This window comes from Kitasatospora sp. NPDC088134, assembly GCF_044741705.1.
In the GTDB taxonomy this organism is placed as follows: Bacteria; Actinomycetota; Actinomycetes; order Streptomycetales; family Streptomycetaceae; genus Kitasatospora.
Map to the genome: position 1 here is coordinate 590,274 of NZ_JBIUTD010000001.1, position 17,323 is coordinate 607,596.

Annotated in this window: 3 protein-coding genes; all 3 read right to left on the reverse strand. The window is 74.7% G+C overall.

Going from position 1 to position 17,323, the window contains the following annotated elements:
* Window positions 1-33: 33 nt before the first annotated feature.
* Genes ACIOHG_RS02480 through ACIOHG_RS02490 form a run of 3 tightly spaced genes read right to left on the reverse strand, consistent with a single transcriptional unit; the run spans window position 34 to window position 17,256 of the window.
* Entirely contained in the window at window positions 34-13,896 is a 13,863-nt protein-coding gene (locus ACIOHG_RS02480; RefSeq protein ID WP_400944417.1) for a toxin glutamine deamidase domain-containing protein, read from the reverse strand.
* Window positions 13,897-13,900: 4 nt separating this feature from the next.
* On the reverse strand, window positions 13,901-14,917 hold the full coding sequence (locus tag ACIOHG_RS02485; protein WP_400944419.1) for a hypothetical protein: 1,017 nt from the start codon (window positions 14,915-14,917) through the stop codon (window positions 13,901-13,903).
* A gap of 41 nt (window positions 14,918-14,958) precedes the next feature.
* Window positions 14,959-17,256 carry a hypothetical protein gene (locus ACIOHG_RS02490; RefSeq protein WP_400944421.1) on the reverse strand — a complete coding sequence of 766 codons (2,298 nt, stop codon included), beginning with the start codon at window positions 17,254-17,256 and terminating at the stop codon, window positions 14,959-14,961.
* Between the last annotated feature and the right edge of the window lie 67 nt (window positions 17,257-17,323).

Here is a 17,323-nt window from a genome sequence, read left to right on the forward strand (position 1 = left end):
GCGGCCGGGAACCGGGGCGCCGGGGGCGGGGCGTCAGGCCGCTCCTTCCGGGGCGCCGCCGGACCGGCCGGCGACGAAGGCGGCCAGGGCGCTCGCCCGGACGGCCGAGGGGTCGGGCTTCGGGGCCGGGGCCTCCGCCTCCGGGGTCGCCGGGGTCGCCGGGGGTTCCGGGGTCGGGGACGGGGGCTGACGGAGCGTCAACTCCCGTTCGCCGCCCGGGCGGGCGGTGACCCGGTAGTCCCAGTCGTCGGGGCCGGCCAGGCGGACGGTGACCTCCTGGGGGCGGTTGCCGCCGCCCAGGTAGACCTCGCCCTCGATCCGGCGGATCTGCTCGGCCGGGTCGGTGCCGTCGAGGTCGAAGGAGCGGATCACCGGCAGGCCGGGGCCCTCGCCGGCCACCGTGAGGTGCAGTTGGCCGGAGGTGGGGAGGCCGCCCTGGAGCAGCGGGCCGACGGCGTCCGCGGCGGTGGCCATCGCGGCGGTGACCAGTTCGCTCGCGGGCCCCCGGTCGGTCCAGGCCGCCCGGTGCACCTGCCGGGTCTCGTGCGCGGGCCAGCCCTCCTTCGCCCCGGCGGCCAGGTCGTCCAGGGTGACCGGGCCCTGTCCGGCGCGCTGCCCGAGGAAGTCGAGCACCTTGCGGGCGTCCGCGGCGTTCACCGGGGTGCCCCCGGGGGTGTCGAGCAGCTTGCCGAGCAGGGCGTTGGCCTTCTCGGAGCTGCCGCCGGAGAGCTCGACCAGCCGGTGGGTGGCCTCGATCCGGGCCCGGCCGGCCTCCGTCCCGGCGGTGAACTCCCGCTCATAGACGGCCTGTCCGAGCCGGACGGTGCCGCTCAGCTGCTCGCGCTCGGCGGGCGTCCGGGCGGTGTGGTCGTACGGCGTGCTGTCGCCGTCCAGCACCCGGTGCACGTCGTCGAGCAGCCGGGCGCCCTCGCCGAAGCGCAGTTCGCCGGAGCGCCGCTCGCCGCTGAAGGCGAGGTAGTGGTCGCCGGGGACCTTCGAGCCGGTGGTCTCGGCGAGCGGGATGTCGACGGTGAAGGGGACGATGCCCTTCTCCTTGACCGGGGTGCGGTCGTTGTCGAACAGCGTCACCTCGACCTCGGCGGCGCCGTGGTAACGGGCCATCGGGACGGCGAACTTGCCGTTCGAGATGACCTGTCCGGCGTCGGCATGGCCGCCGCCCTCGCGCCAGATCCGCTGCGCGCCGCCGGTGAGCGCCGGGTTGTTGCTGACGTCGCCGGTGATCCGCGCGCCGACCTGGCCCTGCGCGCCCGCGTTGTTCGAGGACAGGTCGGCGTGCGCGGTGCCGGAGCTGCTGGCGTTGGCGGGGCTGAACTCGACGGCCTTGTCGTCGGTCCGGTGCTCCAGCTCGACCACCTTCACCCCGACCTCGACGCCCTTGCCGCCGCCCAGGCCGATCCGCTTGGTCGGCACGGTCGCCGCCACCTCGGCGCCCTGGCTGGCGGTGCCGAACAGCGCGGAGAGGTGGCTGTGCGTGGTGACGGTGCCGACGACCGGCGCCATCTTCGCCCAGTCGGACTTGCCGAAGTACTGCTCGCCGCGCAGCCGGACCAGGTCCTGCACGCCGCCGACGTCGCCGAGGAAGCGCAGCACGTCGGTGTCGCGCAGGCCGCTCTCCCAGACCCGCTCGGGCGGGACGGGGACGCTGACCGGCTCCGGGGACTTCGCCGGGACGGTCCGCGGCGGGGCCGCGTCGCCGGGCTCGGTGCGGACCGGCTCGGTCCGCACCGGCACCGTCTCGCCGGTCTCCACGATGGTCTCGAAGCCGACGGCCGCGGTGCGGCGCTGCGCCACCGAGGCGCCGACCCAGGGCCGCCGCTCGATGGTGAACTGCAGCTCCGCCTCGCCCCGGTAGGCGCTGCCGGGCAGCTTGGCCTTGGTCGCGGCGCCCGCCGAGGTGCTGGTGCTGCGGACGTCGGCGTGGTCGTGCCCGTGGCCGCCGGTGCCGGTCAGCCCGGCCGTCACCGACACGGGCGTGCCCGCGATCGGCGCGGCGCCGGTGACGCCCAGCAGGCCCTGGTGCGAGGTGCCGGTGCCGTCGGCCTGCTGGAAGGTCCGCTGGACGTCGTTGCCGGTGTTGAACTCGGTGGTGCCGGAGTCGCCGAGGTGCTCCATCCGGTCGCGCAGCACCGCGCCGACCCGGACGGTGGTCCGGCCGTGCCGGACCACGATCTCGTCGCCCGCCGTCATGCCCTTCAGCCGGGACTGCAGCCGGTCCGGGGTCAGCTCGGCGTCCAGCTTCTCCCGGATGCCCGACCAGTCGCTGCCGAACGGGTTGCGCTCCAACTTCGGTCCGCCGGAGGGCTGTTCGGACTTCTTCCCGCCCGACTTGGGCTTCCAGCCGGACTCGACCTGGGCGAGCAGCGACTCGCCGAGGGTCTGCCGGGGCCCGTCCGCCGCCCCGCCCTTGCCGGGCAGCGCGTGCACGTCGGTGACGATCGCCGAGGAGTCCAGCCGACGTCCGTCGACGAAGCCCTTGGGCTGCTTCCCGGTGGTCCGCTCGACCGGCCCGGCGGTCGGCTCGGCGTCGCGCATCGGCACCGCGACCCGGGCCACCGCCTCCACCGGCTGCGCGAACGAACCGTCCGCCACGCCCAGCCGCTTGAACTTCACCGACACGTCGTAGGCCGCGTCCACGTCGAAGAACACGGCGGGCTCGACGTGCTTGCCGCGGTTCGAGGTGGAGCCGATCGTCTCCACGTTCTGCCCGTAGCTGCGGTCCATCCGGTGGGTGTAGCCGCCCGAGACGGCCAGCACCGGCGTGCGGGCGTTGAACCGGCCGCCGCCGTCCAGCCGGTCCCGGCGGTCCCGGACGCCGCCCTGGCCGCTGGAGGTGCGGGTGCCGGACTCGAACTCGTACTTGTCGGCCTTCGAGTGGTAAGTCGCCTCCCCCACCCGGGCGGTGACCGTCACCTCGGCCTTCCAGGTCGCGCCCGAGATCGTCTCGGTGACCTTCCCGCCGCGGGTGAGCTGCGACAGCTGGGTCTTCATCGCGATCCGGTCGAAGGCCCCGTCGATCTTCTGCTGCATCTCGTCCGACGGCTTGCCGTACTTCTTCTCGATCGCGTCCGACACCACGGTGCGGACCCGGTCGCCGCCGCCCAGGCTGTGCACCACGTACGAGGCGTTCAGCTCGTGCTGCTCGCGCATCCGGCGCGGCGCCAGGTGCGGGACCGCCGGGCGCTCGGCCTCGGTGCCCTTGCGCCCCTCGGGCACCGACTCCTGCCGGGTCAGCTCGATCCCGTCCCGGCCCTCGCCGGCCGAGCGGTCGGCGCTCTCCCCGGACGGGCGCGGCGACCCGGCCGGCGACTCGACCGGTGACTCGGTCGGCGGCTTGAACGCGACCGTGCCGTCCTCGCTGCGCGGCGCCTGCACCTTGACGGTGTCCCGGGCGTCCAGGCCGACCTCGATCCGGACCGGCGCGGTCGCGTCCGGACGCGCCGGCGCCGCCTCGCCGGGCCGCCCGAAGTGCAGGTCCACGGCCAGCTCCGCGCCGTAGATCACCTGCGGCGCACTGTACTTGCCGTTGGCGTACACCCGGTCGGCCTGTCGGCCCTGGCCGCCCGCCCGCTCGCGCCGCTGCCCGGACCCGGTGGCCAGCAGGTCGCCGCCGGGCGCGCCCTTGGTGACCGCACCGCCCAACTGGCCGTTCCCGGCCACGGTGCGGGACAGCAGCGAGCGGTCCACCGTGAACGCACTGGTCTCGTTCAGGGTGTTCAGCTCGGCCTTGCCGTCCTCCCGACGGTACGTCATCTCCTGCACCCGGGCGGTGGCCCGCACCACCAGGTTCTCGTGCCCCGGCACCTTGATCTCCAGGGCCTCGCCCCGGGTCATCCCGGTCAGCCGCGCCGCCAGGTTCGGCTGGCTGAACCCGCGCAGCACCTGCTCGCGCACCGCGTCCCAGTCGTCCCCGAACTTCGCCCGCCCCTGCTGGTCCACGGCCTCGCGCAGCGCCTTCGTGGACTCCAGGTCGCGCACCACGACGGTCTCGCCGAGGCCGCCGCGGTCGTTGCCGCCGTGCCACACCGACTCCGGGGGGCTGGTGACCTCGTGCGTCTGCGGCTCCTGCGGCGTCTTCCCGGTCTCGGGTTCCGCCTTGGAGCTCTCGGACTCCTGCTTGGCAGTCTCGGGCTCCGCCTTGACGGTCTCGGACCCGGTCTTGGGCGCCGGGGCGGTGGTGTCGGCGCGGTCGACCAGCAGGCGGACGTCCGCCTCGCCCGCCGGGTGGGTGTCGGCCTTGCCGTTGAAGGACATCTCGAAGTGCACCGGGCCGCCGTAGAGCACGCCCGGCACCTTGGACTTGCTGGTCAGCTGGGAGACCCGGCTGTCGCCGCTGATCTCGATCCGGTCCCGGCCGAGCCGTCCCGCGCCACCCGTGTTGATCAGGGCGCTGCCCGGCTTGAGCGCGTTCGCCAGGCCGAACTGGCCCGCGTTGCCCCGGCTCTGCGCCGAGCTGCGGACCTGCTGGACGGAGGTGCCGATGTTGAACTCGGTCTCCTTGGTGGTGCCGCTCTGCTTCAACTCGCCGACCCGGGCCTTGATGTCGAGCGTGCCGAGGCTCTTGCCGCGTCGGTCGGTGAGCGTGACGGAGACCGGCTCGCCGGCCGTCATCGACTTCAGGTCCCGCTGCAGGCGGCCGAAGTCGACCTCGGCGAGGACCTTCTCGCGCAGCGCCGGCCAGTTCGAGCCGAACTCCTGCTTCGCCGCCGCCTCGACGTGGTCGAGCAGCGCCTCCACCGGCCGGTGGTCGTCCGCCGCACCGCGCGGGGCCAGGTCCAGCACGATCTCCTGGCCGCCGACTCGGCCGTCCAACAGCCGCTGCGGGGGCGTCCGTTGCTCGCCCGGCCCGGTCGTCGCCTCCGACCGCTTCGGGACGGCCACGGTCAGGCCGAGGTCCACCTCCTCGGTCCGGGCGCTGCCGGTGCGCACCGGCTCGCCGTCGTGCCGGAGGTCGCCGAAGTCCAGCTCCAGCCGCATCGTCGACTCGAACACGTCGGCGGGCTCGGAGGTCTTCGACCGGGCCACCATGCCGCCCAGGTCGAGGCTGACCTCGCCCTGCCCCCGGTCGTGGAAGTACCCCACCAGTTCGGCCGGTTCGGTGACGCCCGCCGTCTGCCGGGCCTGCACACCGATGTTGTACTGCCACTGCGAGTCCCGGGTGTTGCCGATCGCCACCGTCCGGTCCGCGCCGTTCTCGAACTCGATCTTGTCGGTCCGCAGGTGCTTCGACCCGATGACCTCGCCGCGCATCGTGACGCTGCCGCTCCAGTCCCCGTGCTCGAACGTGGCCTTCCAGGTCTCGCCCCGCGAGAGCGCGCCCAGCATCGGGCGCAGCGTGGCGGGCCCGAAGTGCGCGTCCGCGAAGGCCCGCGCCGCGGCCCGGTCCCCCGGGACGGCGTTCGTCAGCACGTCGATGACCCGCTGCCGGACCGCCACCTCGTTCGCCGTCAGGCCCACCAGCAGGTCCGTCCCCGCGATCGGCCGCGGGCCGGACGCGGGCTTCTGCTCCGGCTTCTGCTCCGGCTCCTGCTTGGCGCCCGCCGCCTCGGACTTGACGCCCTCGGCCTCCGGCGGAGTGGCGGGCTTCTGCCCGGGCGCGGTCTCGGGCTTGGTCTCGGCGGCCTTCGTCTCGTCCTTGCTCTCGGGCTTTGTTTCGGGCTTTGTTTCGGGCTTCGTTTCGGGCTTGGTCTCGGCCTTCGTCTCGTCCTTGGTCTCCGGCGCGGGCTTCTGCTCGGCCTTGGGCGCCGGCTTCTGCTCGGCCTTCACCTCCGGCTGCTGGTGCGTCGGCGCCGGGGCGGTGCCCTCGTGGGTCGCGGGCGGGGGCGGGACGGAGCCGTCGTAGTGGTCGCCCTCGTGGTAGACGGTGACCTGACGGCCGTCCTCCGGGCCGAAGACCGCGCGCGGGATGCCGTCGTGGCCGAGCACCCGCAGGCGCAGACCGAGCGCGTGGGCCGCGGCGGCCGGGAGCATCTCGCCCTCGGTGGTCCGCCAACGCCCTTCCCAGTTGCGGACGGTGTCCATCAGGGCGGCCCGCTCACGGGCGGAGGGCGGCGGGGCGTTGTCGGTCAGGTGCTGGGTGACGATGTTGCGGAGCTGCGCGGGCGGGAGCTGCGCGAACGCACCGCGCGCGTCCGGGGGCAGGTGGCCGAGCAGTTCCTCGGCGCTGAGGTTGCCCCGCAGGATGCGGTTGTTGCGGTAGTTGGCGACCACCTCGGACGGCCACGCCTCCGGCGGCAGATCACGGAAGTGCGACTCGACGGCGGACTGCAACCGCTGGGCCGGCGCGCCCCCGCCGTGCGACCCGGCCAGGCCGGGAGCACTGACATCGAGCGAGTGGAGCAGGCACAGCCCGTCGCCGGTCACCTTGACCAGCGGCCCGGGCGGCGGGAAATCCCTTACGGCCTGCGAGAGATCGGGCTTCGGAACGACCGCCTCCGGCTGCGGCTCCACGTGCGAGGAGGACGTCTTCGACTCCGCGTGGGAAGGCTGCGCCTCCACATGCGAGGAAGACGCCTTCGACTCCGCGTGCGAGGGCTGCGGCTCCACATACGAGGAAGACGCCTTCGACTCGACATGCGAGGGCTGCGCCTCCACATGCGAAGAAGGCGACTTCGACTCGACGTGGGAAGGCTGCGGCTCCACATGCGAAGAGGACGGCTTCGCCTCGACATGCGAGGGCTGCGCCTCCACATGCGAGGAAGACGCCTTCGACTCGACATGGGAAGGCTGCGGCTCCACATGCGAAGAGGACGGCTTCGACTCGACATGCGAGGGCTGCGCCTCCACATGCGAAACAGACGGTTGCGGCTCCACGTGGGAAGGCTGCGCCTCCACGTGCGACGGCTGCGCCTCGACATGCGCGGGGGACGACTCCGGAGCATGGGTCACCGGAGCATGGGTCTCCGGGGCGTGGGTGCCCAGTTCGGGTGGGGCGGAGGAGGCGCGGGGGCGGTTGCCGAAGCCGTCGATGTCCATCGGCTCGGCGGTGTCGTCCTTGGGGGTGTGCCCGGGGCCGGCGGTGAAGGTGGAGTAGTGCTCCATGAACGCCGGGTCGTGCGCGCCGGAGATGTTGTTCTCGTGCGGGTCGGCGACGGAGGCCCAGACGGTCCAGTCGTTGCCGAAGTGTTCGGGCATGGTGCCGTTGGCGGGGCTGACCTTGCGGTCCGTCAGGTCGGCCCAGCGGAGCGTGCCGTCGCGGTCGTGGACCAGGGCGACGGCGTGGCCGTCGCCGTGCGCGCCGGTGCCGAGGACGGTGGCGAAGGTACCGGGGCCGCCGTCCTTCACCTTGTCCATCAACTTCTGTACGGCGTCCGGGCCTTCGCCGAACCGGGCGGGGCCGTCGTGGCGCTTCCAGAGGGTGTTGCCGGGGATCGGTTCGACGTTGCCGTGCACGGTCTGGCCGGAGACCCGGGGGCGGCCGAAGTGGGTGTCGCGGTACGCCTCGACGTTCTCCAGGCAGGCGTTCAGGTCGTCGCCGCGCTGGAAGTTCTCGCCGGGACGGACCGGGGCCTCGTGCGGATTGACCTTCTGGAGCAGCGAGTTGCTCATCGGCGGATGGATCTTGGGCTCGCCGCCGAGGTAGTCGACCAGCTTGCCGGTCAGCTCGTGCTCGGGGCCGATCCGCCGGTAGCCGCGGTCCTGCATCACGGCGTCGCTGTTCTCGTACGCGGGGGTGCGCTGCCGCTTCGCCGCGGGCGCGTCCTCGTCGCGGACCCGCTGCTGCTCGGCCTCGTCCTCCTCGCGGCCGCGCTTGCGCTGGTTGGGCGCGGGGGCGTCCGCGTCCCGCATCACGGTGTCCTCGTCGTCCTCCCGGCCGCGCTTGCGGCCGGTGGGGGCCGGCGGCTCCGCGCGCACAGGAGTGGGCGCGGGGGTGGGCTCGTCGTCCTCGCGGCCGCGCTTGCGGCTGTTGCCGGTCGGCGCGTCCTCCCGCATGACGGTGTCGCCGTCCCGGTCGGTGACGTGTTCGGTCGGCGGAGTGTGCGGCTGCCCGCTCCCGGACGCGTGAGCGGTGGCGGTGCCGAACCCGTGGCCCCCGGTGCCCGGCGTGCCGGTGTGCGGCTGGGCGGGGGCGTTCAGGTCGAGGTCGTCCATCCGGCGGCGGACGTTGCGGATCGGGACGTCGGTGCTGCTGTCGCTGTCGGAGTCGTCCTGTTCGCGGGGCCGCTTCAGCTCGGGGCGTCCGGCGCCGGCCGTCCCGTCGTGCATCTGCACGTCGTGGTCGGCGGTGCGGTCGGTGGTGTGGCCGGTGCCGGGCTGGCTGGCGTCGTCCATCACGGTGTCGGTGTCCCGGGCGGGCGCGGGGGCCTGGACCCGGTCGGGCTGGTAGTGGCCCTCCGCGCCGAGGCGGTTCAGCTGGTCGTCCGTCAGCTTGCTGCCGTCGGCGCGGTTGGCGAAGTCGCCGGAGGAGCTGACCGGCACCCGGTCGGCGTGCGGGGCGGGGAGGCCCAGCTCGTCGACGATGATCCGGGAGCTGGCGCTGAGCTTGTCGTCGGCGCGCAGCTGTTCCAGGTCGCCCTGGGTCTTGGGGGTCATCACGTCGCGCAGCTCGGGCGGCACCAGGCCGTTCGCCTCCAGGCTGCGGACGGCCTGGAGCAGGTCGGCGGTGTGCGGGGAGTACAGCACCTCGGCCGGGAGCTGGTCGTGGGCGACGGCGGTGAGCAGGTCGGGGTCACGGACCAGGTGCGGGTCCAGGAAGTTCTGGATCCACTTGTTGACCATCTCGTCGCCGAAGCGCAGGTTGGAGCCGCTGTTGGAGAGGCCGGCGGTGATCTCCTCGACCAGCGCGGGCACGTCCTCAACCTTGGCGGTCAGCGCCTGGTCGAACTTGGCGGCGGGGTGGTTCACGCCCGCCGCGCCGTCGCGGGCGTACGCGCCGCCGTGCTGCTGGCCGACGAACTCGAGGTCGACGGTGCCCCAGGCGACCCGGGCGGCGGCGGTCTTCTCGGCGGCCTTGGGCTTGGCGATGCCGGCGAGTTCGTCCTTGTTGACGGCTTCGACCCGCTGCTGGATGTCCTGGTAGACGGTCAGGTCGTGGTCGGCGTTGACCACGTTGGCCCGGGCGGTCGCCAGCTTGTCGTGGGCCTTGTCGGCGGCCTCGTTGGCGCTCTTCAGCGCGGCGGCGTCCTTCTTCGCCTCCTCCTTCTTGGCCTTGTCGGCCTTGTCCGCGTCGGAGGCGGCGGCGGAGGCGTCGGCCTTCTGCTGGGCGGCGGCGAGGTCGGCGTCGGCCTGCTGCGCGGCCTGCTCGGCGGCGGTCCGCTTGTCCTTGCTGGCCGTCAGCGCCTTCTCGGCCCGGTCGACGTCCTTGCCGGCCTGGTTCACCGGGCGCTTGGTGCCGTCCTTGACCGGGTCGGCCATCGACTTGATCCGCTGCTCGATCTCGCGCTTGCGCACGTCCGGGCGCTCGTCGCGGAGCTGCTTCTCCATCGCGGCGAGCCGGTCCGGGGTGACCTGCTCGGGGTGCTGCCGCAGGTCGGTGGCGAGGTCGCGGAGCGCCTTCGGGTCGCCGCCGTTCTTGTCGTAGCGGGCGGCCAGGTCGTCGAGCCGGCCGGCCAGCTTCTCCCGGCCGGCCGGGGTGTGGGTGCCCCCGCCGCCCTTGGCGGCGGTGTCCAGCGCGGCGGCGGTGTCGTCCAGCAGGCGCGGGCCGGTGACGCCGTTGACCAGGGCCAGGTCCTCGACCGCCTGCTGCTTGACCTTCTGCTCGACCTTCGCCATCTCGGCGTGCACGTCGGCGAGTTGGGACTGGGTGGGGTGGTCGGGGTGCAGTGCGTCGACCTTCGCGGCGAGCGCGTCCAGCTCCTTGCGGACGGGGACGTCCAGGCCGTTGCGGCCGAGTTCGCGCTCCAGGTTCGCCCGGGCCTCGTCGGCGGTACGGCGGTCGGCGACGCCGCTGGGGTCGAACGCCCCGGGCAGCCGGTCGTTGCCGTAGGTGGTCCGCAGGTCGACGTTGTCCGGGGTCATCGCCAGGTCGCGGCGGGCCAGCGCCGCCTCCTCCGGGCCGCCCGCCTGCAGCCGGTCCTCGGCCTTGCGCCCGAATCCGTCGTAGATCCGGTGCCGGTCGGGGGCCATCACCGAGACGAAGTCGCCGAACGCCTCGGAGGCGGCCCGGTGGCTCTCGCCGTCCATCGCCCGCGCCTTGAACACGGCCGCCGTCACGTACTTGTGCACCATGTAGTCGGCGATGACGTGGTTGCGGTTGATCTTGGCGTCGGCGAGCTTGACCTCGTGGTTGGTCATCCGGACCACGGTCTTCTCGGCGTGCGGCTCCTGGCCCATCACGCCGTGCTCGGAGTAGCCGAACGCCTTGCGGTAGTCGTCCTCGAACTTCTTCCAGGCCTCCTTGCCGACCGGCTCGGGCACGCCCTTGTGCCCGCCGGAGCCCGCGGTCGGGGCGGGGGCCGGCTGCTTGACCGCAGCCTCGGCCCTGGCGAGGTCCTGCTCGCGCTGCTCGCGGTCGGCCTTCAGCTCGTCGCGGCGGGCCTCCAGGTCCCGGATCCGGTCCTTGTGCACGCTGGAGACGTTCTTGCCCGCGTCCGTCTTGTTCTGCTCGGCCTGGTCCAGGAGATCCTGGTTGCGGGCCTCCTCGGCCTTGATCCGCTCGATGGTGCCGGGCAGCACCCGGGTCTCGGCCTCCTGCCGGGCCCGGGTCTGGGCGGCGGTCGGCTTCTCCTGCTGCGCGTGCTCGAAGATCGCCATCCGGTCGCGCTGCTCCTGCAGCCGCTCCCGGGACGCGGTCAACTGCTCGCGCTCGGAGCGGAGTTCGGCCTGCCGCTCCGGGGTGTGCTGGTTGTTGCCCAACTCCCGGTCCACCGCGGCGATCCGGTCGTCGACCCGCTCGATCGCCTTGGGCAGTTCGTCCCCGTTGCGCGAGAGCACGTCGACGTGCTGGCGCTTCTGGTTGCGGTACTGGGCGAGGATCGCGGCGGTGTCGCCGTCCTCCAGTGCGGCCCGGTCGTAGCCCTCCAGGTTCTCCCGGACCTGCTTGAACTCCTGCGAGCCGCCGAGGAAGTGCTCGATGGTGTCGAAGGTCTTCTTGCCGTCGATCTTGTGCTCGTAGCCGCCGCCCGCCTTGGCCGGGGCCGAACTGCCGGAAGCAGCGTGCTGGTTGGCGTGCGAGCTGGACGCGGACGTGGACGGCTGGGGGTTGGTGGTGCCGAAGCCGCGGCGCGGGGCGGTGGTGCCGAAACCGCGCTGCGCCGGGGGCGGAGTGGCGGTACCGGTGTCGCGGCCCGCGCCCGGGCGGATGGTGCCGCCCGCCGGGGCCGCGCCGTCGCCCGGCCGGACCGGGCCGGTCCGCGGCGTGTCCCGCACCTGGTGCGGGACGTTCGGGCCTGCGGACGAACGGCCGCCGCCACCGTGCCCGACCGCGCCGCCACCGCCCACCGGACCGGGCGTGAAGCCGCCCGCCATCGGGTTCTGCACCGGCGCCGCGGACGGCGCCCCGTCCACCAGCCCGTCCGGGACCAGCTGCGGCGGCACCCCCTCCGGCGCGCTGCGCACCGGGGCGGGCCCGGCCGAGAGGCGGGTCCCGCCGTCCAGGTGGGTACCGCCACCGGCGGCGGCCCCGGCCAGCTGCCCGGCACTGCCGAACACCCCCGAGAGGTTCGGCGTCGCTCCCCGGGACGGCTGCGCCGCCGTGTCCGGCGTCGGCGAACTCTCGTGCGCGTTACCGGTGTTGACGGGCTGCGCCGACTGGTGCACCGCCTCGGTGCGCGGCGCGGACGCCGTACCGTCGTGGGCCGGCGGCGCGGACTGGTGGGCCGGGGCGGACGAAGTCTCGTGCCCGGCGGGCGAGTTGTGCGCGGCAGCGGCGGGCTGCTCACCGCGCGGAGCCGGGGGCTGCTCGTGCACCGGGGCAGTGACCGGCTCGGTGCGCGGGACCGGGGACTCGTGCACCTGTGCGGCAGGCTGCTCGGAGCGCGACGCGACCGGGGTGCTGTCATGCGGCTGCAACGGCTCATGACGCGGCGCCGGGCTCTCGTGGACCTGCCCGGCAGGCTGCTCGCTGCGCGGGGCCGGGGGCTGCTCGTGCACCGGGGCAGTGACCGGCTCGGTGCGCGGCGCCGGGCTCTCGTGCACCTGCCCGGCAGGCTGCTCGTGCACCGGGGCAGTGACCGGCTCGGTGCGCGGCGCCGGGCTCTCGTGCACCTGCCCGGCAGGCTGCTCGTGCACCGGGGCCGTGACCGGTTCGGTGCGCGGCGTGGTGGTGTCGTGGGCGAGGGGGGCCTGCTCGTGGCGCCCGGCCTGCTCGTGCACCGGGGCGGCGGGCTGCTCACCGCGCGGGGTGGTGGGCTGTTCGGAGCGCGGCGCGGTCGAGGTCTCGTGCGTGACCGGCGCGGGTTCCTGACGCGGCGCCGGGCTCTCGTGCACCGGCGCGGCGGGCTGTTCGGAACGCGGAGCCGTGGGCTGCTCGGATCGCGGCGTCGACTCGTGCACCGGCGCCGCAGGCTGTTCGGAGCGCGGCGCGGCCGGGCTCTCGTGGGTCGGCGCCGGGACGGGCGGCTGCTCGGTGCGCGGGGCGGCCGAGGTCTCCGTGCGGCCCGCCTCCTGGCGTGGCGGCGCGGACTCGTGGGTCGGCGCGGGCGCGGACGTCTCGTGCGTGGTCGGGGCGCTGTGCCCGCCTCCGCCCCCGGCCCCGGACGACGTGCCCTCGGCGCGCGGCGAACCGCCGCCGAACGGGGTGAGACCGTTCGGCCTCGCGCCGCCGGAGCCGCCCGAACCGGTGGTACCGGCGGTGCCCGGGTCGTGCGAGCTGTCGCCCGTCCCGAGGCCGCGGCTGCTCGAACCCGAGCTGCCGCCCGATCCCGATCCGGAACCCGAGCCGGAACCCGAACTCGCCGAGCCGCTGTCGCCCGAGGGGCCGTGGTAGGAACCGGCGCCGGAGGCCGCGGAGGTGTCCGGCTTGTTGAAGGTGGGCGTGCTGCCGCCGTGTTCGCCGGCGGTGCCGCCGGCCGGGATGTCGAGCTTGGGGGGTTCGGCGGCCTTGGGGGTGTTGAAGTGGCCCTTGGCGGCGGAGGCGCCGGCGTGCAGGCCCGCGCCCGCGCCGCCGGAGAGGCCGGAGCCGAGCAGGGAGCCGCTGTCGACCTTGCCGGTGGTGATCAGCTGGGTGGAGACGTCCGCGCCGACGCCGACGGCCGCACCGGAGGCCATCTTGCCCGCGGTGGTGTTGAGCGCGTTCTCGGCGCCGAGCTTCTTGCCGCCCGCACCGATGCCCTTGCCGAGCAGGTGGGCGGAGGCACCGCCGACCGCACCGCCGAGGACGTTCTGGCCGAGCTCCTTGCCGTCGATGCTCTTGCGGTGGCCCTCGGCCACCTCGATGCCCTGGGCCAGCAGGTTGATCGCGCCCATCTGGACGGCCTGCTTGGCCGCCATCATGAGCGTCTCCTTGAGCAGGGTCTTCAGCAGCTGCGAGACCACGACCCGGCTGGCGGCGATCATCACCGGGACCTCGAGCAGCGAGGCGCCCGCGGTGAACGGGGCCTCGGCCTCGGCGGTCGCCAACTCGAATGCCAGGATGCCGAGTTGCGCGATGATCTGGATCTTCGCGGTCTCGGCGGAGTTGGCGACCTGCTCCAGCATGTCGCCCATGCCGTTGAGCGCGTTCACCGCGCCGGGGAGGTAGCCGGGGTCCTGTTCGGTGCCCTTGCCGACCGAGTACTTCTCCCAGTACTTGCCCAACGCCTCGGCCGCGACGCCCTGTTGACCCTCCAGGGCGCTTTTGATCGCGTTGTCGGCGCCCTGCGCGGCGTCCTTCAGGCCCTCCGCCGTCTTCCGGCAGTGGTCGGCCATGTCGCGCAGCTGGTCCTCGTCCGCCTCGGGCCACCGGGTGCCGGCGAGCAGGAGGAGGACCCACTGGAGCGGCTCCGGGAGTTCGACAGCCATGGGGTCAGTGCCTTCCGCTCTGGGTGATCCGCGGGGTCATCGGGACGTGCACGGGGGTGCTGGACATCGCGGGCGAGGCGGGCATCGCCACCGCGTCCGTCTCGATGCTGCCGAGTTCGGCGACGACCCCGCTGTCGGCGTTCTCGTAGCCGGCGGCCATCGCCTTCAGGCCGTCGGCGATGCCCTTGAGGGCGTCCGGGAGTCCCTTGAGGACGTCCAGGGTGTCCTTGCTGTACTTCAGGTAGCCCTTCTCGCCCTCGGCGAACTTCTTGCCCGACTCGTCGTTGCCCCAGGGGTTCTGGGCCTCCATCGCGGGCAGGAAGGCGCTCAGCGAGCGGTACAGGTTGGCGACCTGCTCGGAGGCGGCGAGCATCGGCGAGACCGCGGCCTGGTACTGCGCGGGGTCGACCTGGAAGCCCTTCCCGGCGTTGCCGGCGGCGTCGTCGGCGCGCCGCTTGGTCGCCGCGGTCCGGGCGGTGGGCTGCGCGGCGTCCCGCCGGGTGGCCTCGGTCCGCTGGAGCGGCCGGGCGAGGTCCCGGGCCTGCGTCGCCTGCAACGGCTCGGCGAGATCCCGGGCCCGCGTCGCCTGCAGAGGCTCGGCGAGATCCCGGGTCCGCATCGCCTGCAACGGCTCGGTGGGGCTGGTCGGTTCGGCCGCCCGGTCGCGTTCGAAGGAGCGCAGCGGCGCGCTCTCCACCGGCGTGGCGCGCTCGAAGGGCTGCAGCGGCGTCGTCTCCACCGGCCGGGCCCGCTCGAAGGGCTGCAGCGGCACGCTCTCCTGGGTCGGCGTCAACCGCTGCATGGGCTGCAGCAGTTCGCCCTCCTGGGTGGGCAGCAGCCGGTGCGCGGCCTCCAGCGGGGCGTCGGCCTCCCTGGCCTGCACCCGCTGCATCGGCTCCAGCGGGACGCTCTCCTGCTGGACGGTGCCGACCCGGAAGTGCGCGGGGGCCAGTGGCTCCTCCGGCAACTCCCGGTCGAACTGGGCGGGTTCGGTGTACCAGGCCTGCTCGTCGTTGCTCATGGTGGTCCTTCGTCAGTACGGCGGTCGACGGGCGGGCGCGGTCACTCGGCGGGCGTGGCGGCCAATCGGGACAGGGCGGCGCGCAGGAACGGGCTGGGCACCTGGTACCCGCCCTCCTCGCGGAGCGGGGCGCGCTGCGGCGCGGCGGCCGCGTCCCCGGCGGCGGCCGAAGCCGCCCCCGAAGCGGTGGCACCGGCCGTGGCACCGGCCGTGGCGTCGGGCGCGTCCGGGTGGCCGCGGCGGGCGGCGGCGCTGCGCGAGCGCTCCAGGTAGGCGTCGTCGGCGCTCTCCGCCGTTGCGGCGGCAGCCTCCTGACGGGTCGTCAGGTCGACGGCGGGGGCGGTCGTCGGGTCCGGCGCGGGGGCGCCGTCGGGGGCCGCGTCACCGGTGGTCGCACCGCCGGTGGTCGCACCGCCGCCGAGCAGGACGCCGGCCAGCTGGCTGAGCGCCTCCTGCTCGCTGGCGGGCCCGGCGGGGGCGGTGGGCGCCGGGGCGGGCTCGGGGAGGGTGAAGGTGCCGTCGGCGCGGGCCTCGTCCAGCCAGCGACGGCGGGCGCGCTGCCAGTGGCGGTCGCGCGGGTCGACCTCGCCGGCCTGGCCGAGGATGCCGGCGTCGCCCAGCAGTTCCTCGTCCTCCTCGCCCTCCTCGCCGAACCGGGTGGGGCTGAGGAAGCGGTTGCCGGCCCGGCCTTCCTTGCCGCCGCGACCGCCGCCGTGGGCGCCGCCCATGCCGGGGCCGTGGCCGCCGGCCGCGCCGGGGGTGCCGGCCGCACCGGACGTGCCGCCGCGGCCGGAGGTGCCGCCGGCGCCGAGGACGCCCGCCCCGGCCCGGCCGACCGCCGAACCGGCCCCGGACATGCCGTTCGCGGAGGCCCCGCCGAGGCCGCCGCCGGCCCGGGAGGCCAGCGAGCTGCCCGCAGCGAGGCCGCTGCCGCCCGCACCGCCGCGCAGCCCGGCGCCGCCCATCGCACCGCCGCGCAGCCCGGCGCCGCCCATCGCGCCGCCGCCGAGGCCCGACCGGCCCGAGCCGCCGGGGCCGCCGAGGCCGAACGGGCTGCTGCCGGTGCCGCCGAACGGGCTGAGGCCGCCGCGCCCGGTGAGGCCGCCGGTACCGGGGCGGCCGGTGCTGCCGCCCGGGCCGCCGAGGTTGCCGATGTTGGCCAGCGGGTTGCCGAGGTTGAACGGGGCGGAGCCGCCGGGGCCGCCGAGGGTGCCGGTGCCGCCCATGCCGGGGCCGGGGCTGAGGTTGAACGGGGTGGAGCCGCCCCCGCCGGGCCCGCCGGTGCCGAGGCCGCCAAGGTCGCCGAGTCCGGCCAGGTTCAGCGGGTTCCCACCGGAGTTGAAGCTCGGCGGGGTGAACGACGGCACGCCGCCGCCCGCGCCGCCACCACCGCCGAAGCTCGGCATGGTGGGGGCGGGCATGCTGAACGGCGCCAGGCCGCTGCCACCGCCCGCGCCGCCGCCGGGAGTTCCGCCGGTCCCGCCGAACGCGCCCGACCCCCCGGGCCCGGTGGGCATGGTGAACGGGGCGGGCGCGGCGCCGCTCCCGCCGGGGCCGCCGTGGGCGCCGCCGAACGCGCTCGAACCGTCCGGCGGGGTGGGCAGGTTGAAGGGGGTCGGGGTGCCGGCGCCGCCGGGGCCGGACATGCCGCCGGGGCCACCGGTGACGGTCCCGTCGGGGGCGAGCATCCCGTTCGGGAGGGTGCGGGTGCGGTCGGTGGCGCCCATCGTGCTGCCCGTCCCGCCGCTGCCGCCCGAACCCCCGGCTCCGCCCGAGCCGTTGAGGGCGCAGGTCTGGCCCATGCCGGTCATGCTGCTGATGTGGTCGGCGCTCTGCCGGAGCATGCCGTCGACGCCGTTGCCGACCTGGCCGATGTACTGGTGGTAGACCTCGGCGGCCTGCTTGATGCCCTCGGACTGCGCGATGTCGTCGTGCTTGCCCGCCGGATTCTGCTCCATGTACTCCTTGGCGTACTGGAGTTCGCGGACCATCTCGTTCTTCGTGCCGGTGACGGCCTGCGAGGCTCCGTGCAGCGAGTTGGCGACGGTGTAGCCGGACTGCAGGGTGGTGGCGACGTGCGAGCCGTCGCCGCCCGCGAACTTCTCCAGGTACTGCTGGAAGCTCTCGGCGGCGGGGCCGGACATGCTGCCCATCGCGCGCTGGGCGGCGTCGGCGATCCCCCGGACGTGGGTGTCGGCGATCTGGTTCCACTTGTCCCAGGCCGCGCCCAGTTCGGCGAGCAGGTCCTCGTCGCCGTCGGGGAAGGCGATGTCCGCGCCGTGCTCGTTGCTCTGGACGGTCTTCAGTACCTCGGCGAGGTCGGCGGGCAGCTCGATCATGGCGGGAGGCTCTCCGGGAGGGCGATCGGGTACGGAGCGAGGGCCGGCGGGCGCCGGTGCGGGCCGC